The sequence below is a fragment of the Bradyrhizobium sp. WD16 genome, from assembly GCF_024181725.1.
Taxonomy (GTDB): Bacteria; Pseudomonadota; Alphaproteobacteria; order Rhizobiales; family Xanthobacteraceae; genus Bradyrhizobium_A.
The window spans coordinates 2290579-2306258 of the sequence record NZ_CP028908.1 but is presented as its reverse complement, the minus strand read 5'-3'; the positions used below and the strand labels follow the sequence as shown (position 1 = coordinate 2306258).

The window sequence follows — 15680 nt, the reverse complement described above, 5'->3', positions numbered from 1 at the left end:
AAGGACCTCGCCCCGCCGCTGAATATGCATAATAATGCATGTTATCGGCATGTCCAGCGCTAAAGTGCAGGAATCATGCAGTTTGGTTCATGTCAATGCCGGTTCGATCAAGATGGGACCGGGTCGGCCAAAACCGGCGGCGATCCGCGTCAAGTCGATCCGGCCGGCGAAACTGTCCGTCGGTGCCGGACCACGGCGGCCCAGTTCGGCGAAATCCGCAGCCGCCTCGGCCATCAGCCGCGCCGCCGCGGCCGGGCGGCTCATACGGCGCTTGAGATTGGCGTTGGCAATCTGGATGCAGCCGCGCAACACGAGGCGATCAAGGCCGGCCGGCGGCGCCGCCCGCCACACGGCCTCGAGCACCTCGTGCGCCTCCCAGAAGAAGCCCTCGTCGTTGAGCGCGATGCCGTAACCCACCGCCGCATCGTCCGCCGGAACGCGGTCCGCGTAGCTCGGCGATAGCAGCGCCAGGCCGCACGCCATGGCCTCGCGATCGACGCCACCGCCCTCGCCAGGGACATAAGCCCAGCGCGGCCGGGCAATGGTCGCGACCGCGGTCACGCCGCCCGGACCGCGCCCTCACCGTGCAGGCGCAGGAGGCGGTTGGCGAAATCGGCCAGCGTCGACAGCGTCACCTCGGCGGCCTCGCGGTGTGGGGCATGGGCGGCGCCGGGAATCACGCTGACGTCGACCGGGCAGTAGCACTCTTCTTGTGCGATCTCGACCTGGCGCAGCGTACCATACTGATCCTGCGCGCCCTGGATGACGGCAACCGGCACGCGGATATAGGCAAGCACGTCGGATATATCCCAGGCGCGGAATGCCGGATCGAGCCAGGCGCCGTTCCAGCCATAGAAGGCATTGTCGACATCGCGATGCCAGCGCGCGAGCTTGACCCGCAGTTCGGTGCCCTCGTAATCCTGCTTGATCCTCGCGATCGAGGCGATCGAGACGTCTTCGACGATGAAATGCGGAGCGATCAGCGCGATGCCGCGCACGCGATGATCCTGGACGCTTCCGGCATAGATCGCCGCGATCGAGGCGCCGTCGGAATGACCGATCAGCAGCCCGCGGCGGAAGCCGATGGCATCGAGCACCCTGGGCAGCACCTCAATGGCTTCGCGCTGCATGTAATCGAGCGGCCGCGGCAGCGTGACCGGGCTTGAGCCGCCATAGCCAGCGCGAGAATAGGTGAAGACGCCGGCGCCGGTCGCGGCGGCGAGGCGCTGCGGCAATTCGCCCCACAGCGCCGCCGACCCGAGCCCCTCATGCAGCAGAACCAGCGTCGGCGCCTCCGCCGGCGAGGGGCCGGTGAAGCGGTATTCGAGTTCGCCGTCGCCGATGGGGAGAAAGCCGGTGGACTGAAGTGCAGTCATCTTCAGAAGACCTCCTGCGTCAGCCGCATCCTTTGACGAGACCGCATCGCGCGCAACAATGCACACGGCACTTCCTCGCGGTGTGGCGGCAGGCCGCGGGCTCAAACACGCGCGCTCCTCACGCCGCATCCTCGCGCAGCTTGAAGCGCTGGATCTTGCCGGTCGCCGTCTTCGGCAGTGCATCAACCACTTCGATCCAGCGCGGATATTTCCACGGCCCGACCTTCTGCTTGACGTGCTCTTTCAGGCTCTCGCGCAGGTCCGCGAGGTCGGCCGCGGATTTCAGCACGACGTAGGCCTTGGGCTTGAAAAGTCCGTCGGCATCGGCGGCGGGGACCACGGCCGCCTCGAGCACCGCGGGGTGGCTGATCAGGGCGCTCTCCACCTCGAAGGGCGAGACCCAGATGCCGGACACCTTGAACATGTCGTCGGCGCGTCCGCAGTAGGTGTAACGACCCTCGGCGTCGCGGATGTATTTGTCGCCGGTGCGGGTCCAGCACCCCTCGAAAGTCTGCCGGCTCTTGCTGCGCTGGTTCCAATAGCCGTCGCCCGCCGACGGCGCATGCACCACCAATTCGCCGACCTCGCCATCGGGAACGTCCTGTCCGGCTTCGTTGACGAGACGCACTTCATAGCCCGGCACCGGACGCCCGGACGTGCCGTAACGAACATCGCCCGGCGCATTGGAGAGGAAGATGTGCAGAAGCTCGGTCGAGCCGACACCGTCGAGAATATCGATGCCGAAGCGTCGCTTCCAACTCTCACCCACCTGTTCAGGCAGCGCCTCGCCCGCGGAGACGCAGACCCGCAGCCGCTTGCCTCGCGGCTCGGCCTTGCACGCCTCGTCGTTGAGCATCGCGGCGAACAGCGTCGGCACACCATAGAAGACGCTGGGCTGATGGCGCCGGATCAGATCGAACATCACCGCCGGCGTCGGCCGCTCCGGGTTGAGGATGGTCGAGGCGCCGACCGACATCGGAAAGGTCAGGGCGTTGCCGAGCCCATAGGCGAAGAACAGCTTGGCCGCCGACAGCGCCACGTCGTTTTCCTGGATGCCGAGCACCTGCCGACCGTAGGTTTCGGCGGTGGCCTCCAGGCTGGAATGACAGTGGCGAACGCCCTTGGGCATTCCGGTCGAGCCGGAGGAATAGAGCCAGAAGGCCGGCTCGTCCGGATGGGTCGCAACGGTGTCGAACTCGTCGGGCGCGTCGGCGAGAATATCCGACAGACGATGGCTGGGCTTGTCGAGTGTCGGCGCGTCATCTCCCGTCACCACCACATGCATCAGATCGGGCAGCAACTTGAGACGATCGGCCACCGCGGGCAGCAAGGCCTTGGACACGACCAGCACACGCGCCCGGCAGTCCGCCAGGATGTAGCCGTAGGTCTCGGCGGTGAGCAGCGTGTTGAGCGGCACCGGCACCACGCCGGCGCGCATGGCGCCGAGAAACACCGTGGGAAAGTCGACGGTGTCGAGCATGATCATCGCAACCCGTTCCTCGCGACGCACGCCGAGGCGCGTCAGCGCGCCGGCAAGCCGGCGGGTGCGGCTCTGCAGTTGGCGATAGGTCACCGCAGCGGTGGGATCGGTGAAGACGACCTTGTCGCCGCGCCCCGCCGCGACATTGCGGTCGAGGAGATACGTCACCGCGTTGTAGGTGCTCGAAACGGTCAAGACCGGCCTCCTGCTAGAGAGTTCTCGCCAAGGCTTCGCTCCTGGCGACGCCTATGCATTATACTGCGCGCGACCGCGGTCCTGAGGATGCTCTCCACGACGCTCCCTCTCCTAGATTAAGAATTATAATTCATATTGAGGCATGAGCACGCCTTGCTGTCAACGATTTACGGCACTATGTTTCACATCAGATCGATGAATCAATCGGAATTCGCGTGATCGACCCCCCTGCTCCAGATCCGGCGCCTGCCGTGCCGGCCAGCGCCGAAACCGGACCCATCGAAGAGGGTTTCCTGCAGCAACTCGGGCAGCGGGTGCGCACCATGCGCGGGCTGCGCGGCATGTCGCGCAAGGTGCTGGCCCGCGTCTCCGGAATTTCCGAGCGCTACATCGCCCAGCTCGAGAGCGGCAAAGGCAATGTCTCCATTGTGCTGCTGCGCCGGGTCGCCCAGGCACTGGCCACGCCGCTCGAGGACATCCTTCCCGGCAGCGAGGTGCCAGCCGACTGGGCGGTGGTCCGCGATCTGATGCGCAAGGCTTCGCCGCTGCAGATCGCCCAGGCCAAGGAGATCCTCACCGGACATGTCGGCAGCCTGTCGCGCCGGCCCGGCTTTGCCGGCATCGCCCTGATCGGTTTGCGCGGCGCCGGCAAATCCACCTTGGGCAGAATTCTCGCCGAGCGGATCGGCTGGACCTTCGTCGAACTCAACAAGGAGATCGAGCGGCAGAACGGTCTGTCGGTCGCGGAGATCATCGCGCTCTACGGCCAGGAAGGCTTTCGGCGCATGGAGCAGGCCGCGCTCGGCCAGTTGCTGGCGCGCCGCAAACCGGTGGTGCTCGCCACAGGTGGCGGCATTGTCTCCGAGCCGCTCACCTTCGATCTCATCCTGTCGTCGTTCTACACCGTCTGGCTCAAGGCCGAGCCCGAGGAACACATGGCGCGCGTTCGCCACCAGGGCGACCTGCGGCCGATGGCAGACGACCGCTCGGCGATGGCCGAGCTGCGCACCATTCTGGCCAGCCGCGAACCGCTCTACGCGCGCGCCTCGGCCTGCGTCGACACCGCCAGGCTGAGCGTCAAGGAAGCCGCGGCGCGGCTGATCGAGACCGTGACCCCGGTGCTCGCCGACGAGCGCGTCGCCGCATCTGCGACGGCACGGTGATATCGCGGGCCAAGATGCCATGAGCCTGCCGACGCTCGCCGCCGCGCTGCGCAGCCGCGGCATCGCGCCCGAAGGTATCCTGGCCATCCGCAATGCGCTGTCGCCGGCGCTGGTCGGCGGTGATTTCACCGAGATTGCCGACCTCGAACGCGCCGGCGTACTCCATCTCTACGACCGGATGCAGGACGGTCCACGCCTCCCGCATGGCGCGCGCGTGCTATCCTTCGTTGCCCTGCCGGCCGGGCAGGCCCGCCTCACCGCGTTCAGGCGCTTCCTGATGCGGCGGCCCGGGATCGTGCCGGGCGATATCGTCTACGATCACGATGCGGCTCATCTGTTGCACGGCTTCATCGCGCATGCGCAGGAGCCAATATTCTGCGATGTCGAAGACGAAGATGGTGTCGGTGACCTGATCGGCACCCTGACGGTGCAATGGCCGGAGCCGTTGACGAACGACATCCTGCCGGCCGACGACGAGCGCATCGCATGCCTGTTCTGATCCGGGTCCGTCTTCGGTGGCGCTCCGCCCCGGCACATTCACGACCGAGCCGGCTACGCCGCGCTAGTGTCCTGTCTCCGAATTACCGCTTCGTTTGCCTCACCCTCGCACGGTCATTCGGAGACATCGGGACACTAGCAAAATCAAAAAGCTAGTGTGGCTTATGTCTCGCAATTGCCTACAGGGGCTTGCCGCAAAGGGCATAGGCAATTGCGAGACGCCACACTAGTGTCCTGTCTCCGAATTACCGCTCCATTTGCCTCATGCTCGCACGGTCATTCGGAGACATAGGGACACTAGCAAAATCAAAGTGCTAGTGTGGCTTATGTCTCGCAATTGCCTACAAGAGGCTTGCCGCAAAGGCGGTAGGCAATTGCGAGACGCCACACTAGTGTCCCGTTTCCAACGTCAGATCCACCGCACTAGGCGACGGCGGCGCTCGAGGTCGCTATCTGCGACCGCACTCGCGCGAAGTCCGGCTCCGCGGCGGGGCGCCCGAACAGATAGCCCTGCAGGAAATCGGCGCCGCAGCGCCGCAGCAACTCGGCCTGGTCCTCGCGCTCGATCCCCTCCGCCGTGACCGTCACGCCAAGTCGGCGGGCCAGCGTGATGATCGCCGCGACGATGGCCTCCGACTGCGGGTCGCAAGTGACGTTCCGCACGAAGCTGCGGTCGATCTTGATCTTGCTGAACGGAAATTTCGTCAGATAGCTCAGCGAGGAATAGCCGGTGCCGAAATCGTCCAGCGCCAGCGACATGCCGCTGTCCCGCAGCTCCTGCATCAAGGCCATCTTGTCCGGCGCGCTGTCCATCAGCACCGATTCGGTGATCTCGATTTCGAGCCGCTGCGGCGGCAGTCCCGCCTCGAACAGCGCGCCGCATATCACCCCGAACAGGTCCTTGTCGCGGAATTGGGCGGACGAGATGTTGACGGCAACTTTCAGCTGGTGCGGCCATGAAACCGCGTCGCTGCAGGCCTGGCGCAGAACCCATTCGCCGAGCGGGATAATGAGCCCGGTCTCCTCCGCCGCTGGAATGAACTCCTGTGGCGGCACCATCCCTCTGGTTGGATGGTGCCAACGCAGCAGCGCCTCGGCACCGCAAGTCACCCCGCTCGCCGCATCGACGATCGGCTGGTAGTACAGCTGGAACTGGCCGGCAGCAATCGCGCTACGCAGATCGGCTTCCAGCGAGCTGCGCGCGGCAATCTCCTCTGCCATGGATTTGCGGAAGGTCGTGAAGCAGCCGCGGCCGTCGGCCTTGGAGCGATAGAGGGCGACGTCCGCATTGCGCAGCAATTCCTGCGGGTCGCTGCCATGTTCCGGAGCCATGGCGACACCGACGCTGGCGCCGATCTCCACCTTCCGTCCCTGGATGGTGAAGGACGGCGTCAGAAGCTGGATGATCTTCATGGCGAGGAGCGCGCCCTCGCTATCCTGCTCGACTCCGACCGGCTGCAGAATGGCGAACTCGTCACCGCCGAGCCGCGCCAGCAGATCGTGACCGCGAAGGCCGGCTTTCAGGCGGTCGGCGGCCTCGCGCAGCAGACCGTCGCCGGCGCCGTGGCCAAGGGTGTCGTTGATTTCCTTGAAGTGGTCGATGTCGATCATGAACACGTTGAAATGCCGGCCTCCGGCCATCACCTGCCGTGCCGCCATGTCGAGCCGCTGCATGAAGAAGGCGCGGCTGGCGAGCCCGGTGAGGTTGTCGGTTTGCGCTACCTCGAGCACGCGCCGATGCGCCCGGCGCAGGGTCTCCTGGTTGCGGCCCGCGATCGTCAGGTAGGCGACGATCAGGAAGGTGAGGAAAAATCCACCCGCGGTCAGAGCCAGTGTGCGCGTGAACCGGACACCAAAGCGATCGGAAACGCGCGGCGCGGCGACCAGGGTCCAGACGCCGTCCCCGATCGGCAACCTGCCTGTCCACTGCAGCGGCGCCACGCTGTCGATGGTCGCGCCGCCAGCGGGATAGTCGACGACATCAATCGGAGCGCCAAATCGGTCCATGACGTGGCGGACCAGCTGGATAGACATGACCGAGCGGTCCTTGGCCCTGATGCTGTCGATCAAGGCGACAAAGTCGAACACCCCGACGACGAAGCCATTGATATTGCGTCGACGGTCCCGCACCGTATCGCGCGACGTGCCTTTGACGAAGACCGGCACTGTGACCAGCAGACCCTGCGCTCCGGGCCGGGCGCTCACCTGGAGTTCGGCGAGATGCACGGCGACCCGATCGAGGTCCCGCGCGCGGTCCAGCGTCGACATCCGGCCCGGATCGCTCGAATGGTCCAGCCCATAGACCATCGAGGTCTTCGGTTCGGTCGAGAAATACACCGGATAGAAATCCCGCCCGGCGTCCTCGTCCCGGCCAGGGGGCGCCATCGAACGGATACGATAATTCGGCACGCCGTCGGCCCGCGCCGCGTCCTCGAACACCCGACGCTCATGGGATCGAACCCGCGGCATCCACGCGACACGCAGCAACCCGCTGTGGCCGCTGAACAGGCGCCGGCTGAAGACGTCGAATTCGGAGCGCGTGACCTCCTCGCTCGCTTCGAACAGGGTCCGAAGGGTTTCGAGGCGCCGGATATACTCGTCGATGCCGTACGTCAGCGACCCGGCGTTGGCAGCGGCAGCGCTGTCGAACTCGACACGAATGACGCGCTGCTCCCATTGCGCCACGATCGATCCGACGACAAGGGTCAGGGCGATCCCCGACAATGCGGCAATCCAGGTCGGCCGGCGCAGGGGCGCGAGAACGCGCGACCGCCAACGCGACCGCGGGGTCGCATCGGCGTCACCTCGTGGATTGAAGACGTCGTCGGCCATGGACAGCCCTGGGAAAAACGGAGCTATTGTCGGAAGTAGACGTGAAATCTTCCCGTACGAAGCCAAAACCGCGCCGAAGTTTTCCCCGCTGGTGAAGAAATGGTTAAACATTTCGCTTCAATCGGCGGACTTTGTCCGGCGCGCAGCGCCCGTTAAAGGCCTTTCAATCCGGCAGAGGTAGCTTGAGTGTCCGCCTGCGAGATTTCGGACCATGAATCGCGCCATAATTGCCGTCTGGACGGCCCTCCTCTGCATCACCGGCGTTGCGCGCGCCGCCGCGGCAGCGGACGGCATCACCGAGCGCGAGATCGTGTTTGGTCAGGTGGCCCCGCTCAGTGGCCCGGCCTCGGCGCTCGGCCAGGGCATGCGACTCGGGATCGAGGCGGCCTTCGCCGAGATCAACGCGCAGGGCGGCATTCATGGCCGCCGGTTGCTGCTGGTCAGCCGCGACGACGGCTACGATCCGGACCGCTCATTGGCGGAAACCCGGCGATCCCTCGACGAGGACAAGGTGTTCGCGCTGATCGGCGCCGTCGGCACCCCGACCTCCATCGTCACGGCACCGCTCGCCGCCGCCGCCGGCGTGCCGTTCATTGCGCCCTTCACCGGCGCCAGCCTGTTGCACACCCCCGACCTTCCGACGGTGGTCAACCTGCGCGCGAGCTATGCCGCCGAAGCACAGGCCTGGGTGCGTTACCTGGTAGCGCAACGCCGAATGAGCCGTATCGCCATCTTCTATCAGGACGATGCCTTCGGCCGCGACGCCCTTGCCGGTCTCAAGGCGGCGCTCGATGCGCACGGCATTGATCTCGCCGCCGAAGCGACGTTCGAGCGGAATACCAGCGCCGTACGCTCGGCGTTGCGAACCCTGGCGCGGGCGGCGCCCGAAGCGGTGGTGATGGTCGGCTCCTACAAGCCCTGCGCGGAGTTCATCCATGAGGCGAGACGCACCGGCTTCAATCCGGTCTTCGTCAACATCTCGTTCGTCGGCGCCGACGCACTCGCCGACGACCTCGGAGCCGAGGGCCGAGGCGTGATCGTGTCCCAGGTCGTGCCGCTGCCCTGGGACACATCGATCAAGGCCGTGGCCGATTATCAACGGGCGCTGCGGGCCTTCGACTGGTCGGCCCGCCCGGGATTCGTTTCGTTGGAGGGCTACCTCGCCGGTCGCCTGGTCGGGCGGGCCCTGGACCGTCTCGGGCCGGCGCCGACCCGCCAGGCCTTGGTGAGCGAACTGCGGCAGGTCCGTTCACTGCTGCCGGCGCCGACGCCGGCGTCGAGCAACGAAAATACCGATCGCGATGCCGCGCCGGTCTTCATGACCGTGATCGGCACGAACGGCGCTTTCCGATCCCTGCCGCCCCCCGACGAAGCCGGCGCCCGGATCGAAGACCTGCGCGGCTCGCATCTCTAGAGCGCTTCCCACGAAGTGGACACCGGTTCGCGCGAAGAAAACGCGTCAAAACAAAAACTAGTGTCCCGTTTCCAACGTTCGTATCCCATTGCAGCAGGCGCTCATACGAACGTTGGAAACAAGGGGACACTAGCATCATTATAATTCTAGTGTGGTTTTGGATCTGACGCTCGTTTGAAGAACTCGCTCCAATGCTGATACGAGCGTCAAATCCACCGCACCAGACATTCGGCCCTGACGTTCCGGCGTCGCTGGCCGGTGCGATGTCGCGAACACGACGTCGATGTACCAATTTCAACATAACGAGCCGACATCGTTATAACCAGGACGAACTGGACAGCTCCATCCAGACCAGGTCCGGAGGCCTTGGCGCATCGTCGTCCATGCCGACCCGCGATGAGGGATCGTCGCCCTCGCTTTCGATGGTGCGGCTTGGCGGAAAGAGACAGGTCGCAAGCCTCCTGACCGCCGCGCGCCAGTCGGCGGGAAGACAGCCGCATTTTGCCGGAACATCGTCCATCGCGCACCTCTCCGCTGCCGGCGAACCGCCATGCAAGTCGGAGGCCAGCAGAAGGCGGATATATTCGGTTGAATATATCGCGTCGCTGGAGCAGACTAGAGGAGATCACTAGCGCCTGCTGGCTGGCGCGGGCGACGATCGAGATATTGAAGATTGATGTTGAAGACTTGCATTACGACGGGTGCGGAAGAGTGTCCCCTCGAGTCGTCATCGGCAGCCTGATCTGGATGTTGGCAGCCTCCCTGGCAACGGCGCGCGCCGACACGATCACTTTGGTGGCCGCCGGAAGCCTCAAAGAGCCGTTCGGACGGATCGCCGAGCGATTCACCGCGACACATCCATCGGTCGTCATCAATTTCGTTTGGGGCCCATCAGGCACCTTGCGCGACTCGATCGCGAAGGGCTCTGCTTTCGACATCTTCGCCTCGGCTGCGCTGCCTCACGCCCAGACCATCACTGACAGAGGACTCTCGGGCCCGACGGTCCTCTTCGTCCGCAATACCCTGTGCGGATTTGTCCGGGCGCCGTCCGAAGTCACCACCGACACGCTGGTGGACTATCTGCTGAAGCCGCAGATCCGCCTCGCCACCTCGACACCCGTCTCAGATCCCGGTGGCGACTATACCTGGCAGCTCTTCCGGTTGATCGAAAGGTCCCGGCCCGGAGCCTATGCGTTGCTGTCAGGCAAGGCGCAGCAGGTCTTTGGCGGCCCAGCGACGACGACCCCTCTCGATGGACGGCATCGGCTTGCGGTGGCGATGGCCGAGGACAAGGCGGACGCCGCGCTTTATTATTGTTCCGCCGGCAGCCAACTTGCTTCCCAGATCGGCATCAAGATCATTCCGCTGCCCTCTGACCTCGCCATTGGCCCCGAGTACGGCCTGACCATTGCGAGGACGGCACCGGCAATCGCGGCCGAACTCACGCTCTTCATTCTATCTCCCGACGGACAGACCATCCTGCAGGAAGCCGGCTTCATTCCGGTCACTCTTCCCGCCGGCACCAGATGAGCCCTCCGGGCGGCGGCGGTCGTCGCTCCAACAACCTCGACAACGGCAACAATTTCGGCAGCTTCCGATAGGACCGTTGCGACTTCGAAACAGCCGACCTCGCCGGTGTAATCAGGTCATCCTAAGCAGCTTGAACAGCATGCTCTTGGCGAGGTCGAGCACCAGGGCGAAGACGACCGCCCCGGCCAGCACGGCAGCGACGACCGCCGACGGCAATGGCGCCATCAGGAAGCCGCCCAGCGCCATGACGGGGATGATGAACAGATCGGCCGCCGAGCAGACGAGGACGATGTTGCTGGGACGGGACGACCATAGATGGCGGCGCTCCCGCACCGAGTAGAAAACCGCCTGGCCGTTGAACACCAGATTGACCATCGTAAGCGTGCGTAGCGTATCAAGGTCGAGATGGAGCCGCTGCTGTCCGGCCACGAGCACGACGACGCAAAACGCGAGATCGACCAGCCCGAGCAGCGCACCTGCGATCACCAGATTGCCGATCCGCCAGGCATTCGGCTTCTTCGAGGGACGCACGTTGTCGGTGGTCGCCGACATGGCAAAGAAATCGCCGGTGATCATGACGATAACCACCAGCATGGGCGTCAGTATCGCGTGCCCCGTGAGGACGAGGCCGACGCCGAGATAGGATACCTGGCGCACCTTGTGGATGATCGAGCGCAGCGTATAGGTCAGGATCCGCTGGAAGGCGATCCGGCCTTCGGTGACCGCGCTCAGCACGCCGAACAGTCCCGGTTCGGTAAGAACGAGCCCCGCCGCCGATTTGGCGACGTCGGTAGCCGTCGAAACCGCGATGCCGAGCTGAGCCTGACGCAGCGCCGGCGCATCGTTGGCCCCGTCACCACACATGCCGACAATGAAGCCGGCGCGCTGAAACGCCTGCACGATATGAAACTTGTCCTCGGGCAACACGGCGGCGAAGACGGCGACGTCCTCGGGACTGACACGCGGCGGCAAGGATCGTAATGAATGAATCGGGCCGTCGATGCCGACGGCGCGTGCCACTGCGGCTGCGGTCTTCGGCGCATCGCCCGTGACCATCACCACCTGGATGCCCATCTCCTTCAGCGCCGCGATGCACCCTGCCGCCTCGGGCCGCGGTGGATCGCTCAGGGCCAGCAGCCCGACCAGCTGCATGTCGTCCCCCACTCCGACGGCGACGCCGAGCACGCGCAGGCCGTCGTCCTCGAGCGCCGCCGCGGCGGCAGTTGCCGCCGGCAGTGGACGGCAGATCGCCATGACATGGGCGAAGGCTCCTTTGACGATTCGCCGATGCTCGCCATCGGCGAGCACCTCCGCCTCCGCCATTTTCAAGCCGGGATCGAACGGCGTAAAGGAGAGCAGAGCTGTGGCCGTCGGCGAAATCTGCCGCGCCGCAGCGGTACGGACCGCGGCATCCACCGTGTCGAGACCACCGTCGGAGCTCGCCAGCCGCGCCAGCACCAGCACCTCGCCCTCGTCGTGACCGGCCATGGCCAGGGTGCGGGTGACCACCAGTTCATTGCTGGTGAGGGTGCCGGTCTTGTCGACGCACAACAGATTCATCGCCGCCGCCTCGTCGACCGCGGACAACCGCGTCGGCAGCACGCCCTTCCGCCCAAGGGCCTGGGCGCCGACGGCGCCGGCCAGGGTGAAGGTGGCCGGCAGCGCCACCGGCACCGAGGCGAGCACGGCAATCAGTCCGAGCGGGATGACCTCCGCTGCGGGAAGACGCCGCACGATGGCGTAGCCGATCAGAGCCGCCGCCAACGCACCGTTGATGGCAGCAAGATAGACAACGACGCGCAGCACCGCCTTCTGCTGCGAGCTTGCCACCTTTGCGGCGCGCACCAATTCGGCGGTGCGGCCGAACTTCGTGCGTGCCCCGGTCGCCGTGACCTGCGCCACGGCTTCACCGCGCCGGATCAGCGCGCCGGCCGGCGCCTCGAAGCCCGATGCCGCCTCCACCGGCACAGATTCGCCGGTGAGCATGGAGAGGTCAACCAGAATGCTGCCCGAGATCAATTGCACGTCGGCAGGCACGATGGCGCCGAGTGACAACTTGACGATATCGCCGGGCACAAGCCGGGAGGCAGCAATCACCTGCCAGCGCCGGTCCCGCAACACGGCTGCATTGAGCGCCAGGCGCGACTTCAATGCCGCCACCGTCGCCTGCGCACGCCCTTCCTGAACGAGCCCAAGCACTGCATTGAAGACCAGCAGCACGGCGATGATACCGGCCTCGAGATATTCGCCGAGGATCAATTGCAGCACGATCGCCGCTTCCAGCAGGCACGGCACCGGCGCGAGGAATTTGCCCAGCAGCGCGCGCCACAGCGCCGGCGCGGCGTCGTCAACCGCATTGGGACCGAACTGCCGCAGTCGTGCCGCCACCTCGACCGATCCAAGGCCGACGAGCGCGGGGCCGGTGACAGAACCGGATGCGGAGTCGCTCATGACGTGTCCACGCCGGATCGACGGGATTTAATCCGCCTTACCGATTGCAACGCAGTCAGCATCGTGACGCGACAGGCGGATTGATCTTGGTCAAATATTACCGCCAATATTTGAATCGTGCCGCTTCACATCTGCGCGCCGCGCACCGTTCCGGTTCCATCACGGGCGCATCTGGAACCCGAGTCTTTTCCCAGCGGTGTGGCCGGACAGTAACAACCACGGCGTTGTGTTGTGATAGCCTTCTCGTGGTCGTTGCATCGCGAGGGGTCGTTGCATGAACCGCTCGACTCGGGGTACGCGGGTCTTGGCTCGCCTCGTCGCTTGGGGAATGGTCTGCAGCATCGGCGCCATCCTGCCCGGCGAAGCCGCGGCAGCGTCACGGCACAAGCTGGCGCATCGCGCCAAGCACAACGCTGCCCCTCATGCCAAGCACGAGACCGTCGCAGCGAAGCGAAACCAGGGTAAGTCCAGCGGCAAGACTGCCGCCGCGAAATCAAAGAAAGACAAATCCGGCACCGCCGCGAAACCTGTTGCACCCGCTGCACCGGCCCCGCCCGCGCTGACGGGCGACCTCGCCGTCCTCAAACAAACGCTGGAACTCGCGCGCAAGGGCAAGATCGGCGAGGCCACCGCGCTCAAGTCCTCCCTCGGCGAGGGCGTCGGCCGGACGCTGGCGGAATGGCTGATCCTGCGCAACGGCGGCGATGATATCAATTTCGCCCGCTACGCCGCCTTCGTTGCCGACCATCCGTCCTGGCCAGGTCAGCGCGTTTTTCGCGCCCGGGCCGAAGCGCGGCTATGGCACGCACGCAGCGACGGCGCCGTGGTGCGACACTTCATCGACGGCGCGCCGGTCAGCGCCAAGGGACGGCTGGCGCTCGCCCGCTCGCTCCTTGCCGCGGGCGAGAGGTCGGGCGCGGAAGCGCAAGTACGCGAGGCGTGGCGCACGCAGGAGATGCCCGAGCGCCTCGAGGCCGACGCTCTCGACAGCTTTCGCGATCTCCTGACCGCCGATGATCATCGCGCACGCATGGACCGGCGCCTCGGCGCCAAGGACTTCGCCGGCGCCATGCGTGCGGCGAAGCGCCTCGGCGAGGGTCAAGTGGCGATCGTCAAAGCCTGCATCGCCACCGCCGGCAATGCCAAGACCGCGCTCGGACTGCTCGATCAGGTCGGTGGTGCCGCGCGCGAGGATCTGGGCTTTGCGCTGTGCCGAGCCCAGGCGCTGATGCACCATGACCGCTTCGTGGACGCCGCGAATGTCATGCTGGCGGCATCGCCCAGGACCATGGCCGAGCAGGACACCGACGAATGGTGGCGGCAACGCCGCGTCATCGCGCGCAAGCTGCTCGACCTTGGCGACAGCGAGACCGCCTACAAAGTGGTGCGTGATGCGGCGATGCCGGCCAATCCGAACTACCGGGCCGAGGCGCATTTCATGGCGGGCTGGATCGCGCTGCGCTTCCGCAACGATGCCGCGACGGCCCAGACGCATTTCGCCCATGTCGACGACGGCTCGCGCAATCCCATCGTGCTGGCGCGGGCCAATTACTGGCGGGGGCGCGCCGCCGAGGCGCTGGGCGACACTGAAGCGATGCGGGCCAGCTACGAGGCGGCAGCCGCGCATCCGACCGCCTATTACGGCCAACTGGCGCGGGCGAAGCTCGGCCTGCCCCGCTTCGACCTGCGGCAGCAGCCGCCGCCGGAGGCGGCCGGAGCCGGCCTCGCGGCCGACGACCTCGTTCGCGCCGCGGACATGCTCTACGCCATCGGTGAGCGCGATCAGGTCCTTACCTTCGCCGCCGACCTCGCCGAGCGCAGCAACGATATCCGGGCACTGGTCGCACTCGGCGATCTCGCCCGGCGGCGGCGCGATGCCCGCGCCATGCTGGAAATCGGCAAGACCGCACTCGCCCGCGGCTTCGCCCTCGACACCTATGCCTTTCCCGATATCGGTGTGCCGGAGCATGCGCCGATCGGGCCGCCGGTCGAGCGCAGCCTGATCTTCTCGGTGGCGAGGACCGAGAGCGCCTTCGACCAGAAGGACATCTCGCCAGCCAAGGCGGTCGGCCTGATGCAGGTGACGCCTGAGGCGGGGCGCGACACCGCAAAGCGCTTCGGCGTCGCCTATGACTGGAACAGGCTGGTATCCGATCCGGTCTATAACACCCAGATGGGCGCCGCTGAACTCGCCGCACTGCTCAAGGAATATGGCGGCTGTCATGTCATGACCTTCGCGGGCTACAACGCCGGCCGTGGCCGCGTGCAACAGTGGGTCAGGCAATACGGCGATCCGCGCCGCGCCGATGTCGATCCGGTCGACTGGGTCGAGCGCATCCCCTTTGCCGAAACCCGCAACTACGTCCAGCGGGTCACGGAGAATCTCGCGGTCTATCGCGTGCGGCTGGACATGACGCCGCCGAAGGTATGGTCGGCGGCGAGCGCGAGCGTCGGCAGCTCCGATTAGAGCATTTTCCCGCGAAGTGGATACCGGTTCGTGCGAGGAAAACGCGCCAAAACAAAAATTTAGAGCCTCCGCTCCGATTCCATCGGAGTGGAGAAGGCTGTAGGCGAAAAGGGCAAATTTTTCGTCGACACAATCTTCCGCGGCCCCGACGCACGCATTAAGAGCTCCACCGCCGACAATCGCCCATAAGCTGAAGCGTGCAGGCGATTTGCGCTCACGGCGTGGTGGCCAGTTCGTCATAACCGATGACGCCCTCGGCCGGAGCGCCGGCGAC

At 65.6% G+C, this 15680-nt stretch carries 9 protein-coding genes and 3 pseudogenes; 5 read left to right on the top strand and 7 right to left on the bottom strand.

All coding sequences use genetic code 11. The features are described 5' to 3' along the window. Nucleotides 1–87: 87 nt before the first annotated feature. The 3 genes from DB459_RS10640 to DB459_RS10630 form a co-directional block, all read right to left on the bottom strand. Nucleotides 88–561, bottom strand: coding sequence for a DUF309 domain-containing protein (locus DB459_RS10640; RefSeq protein WP_253712814.1), 474 nt, complete (start codon nucleotides 559–561; stop codon nucleotides 88–90). Further along, entirely contained in the window at nucleotides 558–1376 is an 819-nt protein-coding gene (locus DB459_RS10635; RefSeq protein WP_253712813.1) for an alpha/beta fold hydrolase, read from the bottom strand. The genes DB459_RS10640 and DB459_RS10635 overlap by 4 nt, the downstream gene beginning before the upstream one ends. A gap of 118 nt (nucleotides 1377–1494) precedes the next feature. Beyond that, the gene (locus tag DB459_RS10630; RefSeq protein ID WP_253712812.1) at nucleotides 1495–3051 is read right to left on the bottom strand and encodes a benzoate-CoA ligase family protein; all 1557 of its coding nucleotides are present in this window, start codon (nucleotides 3049–3051) and stop codon (nucleotides 1495–1497) included. Nucleotides 3052–3302: 251 nt separating this feature from the next. On the opposite strand from DB459_RS10630, the gene DB459_RS10625 reads away from it, so the two are divergent. Together DB459_RS10625 and DB459_RS10620 are read left to right on the top strand one after the other, a co-directional pair. Then, entirely contained in the window at nucleotides 3303–4214 is a 912-nt protein-coding gene (locus tag DB459_RS10625; RefSeq protein ID WP_256519394.1) for a helix-turn-helix transcriptional regulator, read from the top strand. Nucleotides 4215–4233: 19 nt separating this feature from the next. Further along, nucleotides 4234–4713, top strand: coding sequence for a hypothetical protein (locus DB459_RS10620; RefSeq protein ID WP_253712811.1), 480 nt, complete (start codon nucleotides 4234–4236; stop codon nucleotides 4711–4713). A 422-nt stretch (nucleotides 4714–5135) separates the two neighbouring features. Here DB459_RS10620 and DB459_RS27570 read toward each other — a convergent pair. The 3 pseudogenes from DB459_RS27570 to DB459_RS27560 all read right to left on the bottom strand — a co-directional run. Further along, nucleotides 5136–5885, bottom strand: a pseudogene (locus DB459_RS27570) (putative bifunctional diguanylate cyclase/phosphodiesterase); the annotation flags it as partial. Between the two features lie 129 nt (nucleotides 5886–6014). Next, nucleotides 6015–6386: pseudogene (locus DB459_RS27565) on the bottom strand (diguanylate cyclase domain-containing protein); the annotation flags it as partial. A 360-nt stretch (nucleotides 6387–6746) separates the two neighbouring features. Next, nucleotides 6747–7544: pseudogene (locus DB459_RS27560) on the bottom strand (CHASE domain-containing protein); the annotation flags it as partial. 211 nt (nucleotides 7545–7755) lie between these two features. On the opposite strand from DB459_RS27560, the gene DB459_RS10610 reads away from it, so the two are divergent. Beyond that, nucleotides 7756–8958 (top strand): ABC transporter substrate-binding protein, encoded by a 1203-nt coding sequence (locus DB459_RS10610; RefSeq protein ID WP_253712809.1) that lies wholly within the window; start codon nucleotides 7756–7758, stop codon nucleotides 8956–8958. A gap of 588 nt (nucleotides 8959–9546) precedes the next feature. Continuing rightward, nucleotides 9547–10488: an extracellular solute-binding protein gene (locus DB459_RS10605; RefSeq protein WP_253712808.1), complete on the top strand. Its 942-nt coding sequence runs from the start codon at nucleotides 9547–9549 to the stop codon at nucleotides 10486–10488. Between the two features lie 111 nt (nucleotides 10489–10599). On the opposite strand, the gene DB459_RS10600 is transcribed toward DB459_RS10605, so the two are convergent. Next, nucleotides 10600–12939 carry an HAD-IC family P-type ATPase gene (locus DB459_RS10600; protein WP_253712807.1) on the bottom strand — a complete coding sequence of 780 codons (2340 nt, stop codon included), beginning with the start codon at nucleotides 12937–12939 and terminating at the stop codon, nucleotides 10600–10602. 274 nt (nucleotides 12940–13213) lie between these two features. Between DB459_RS10600 and DB459_RS10595 the strand changes: the two genes are divergently transcribed. Beyond that, entirely contained in the window at nucleotides 13214–15406 is a 2193-nt protein-coding gene (locus DB459_RS10595; RefSeq protein WP_253712806.1) for a transglycosylase SLT domain-containing protein, read from the top strand. The last annotated feature ends 274 nt before the right edge of the window (nucleotides 15407–15680 follow it).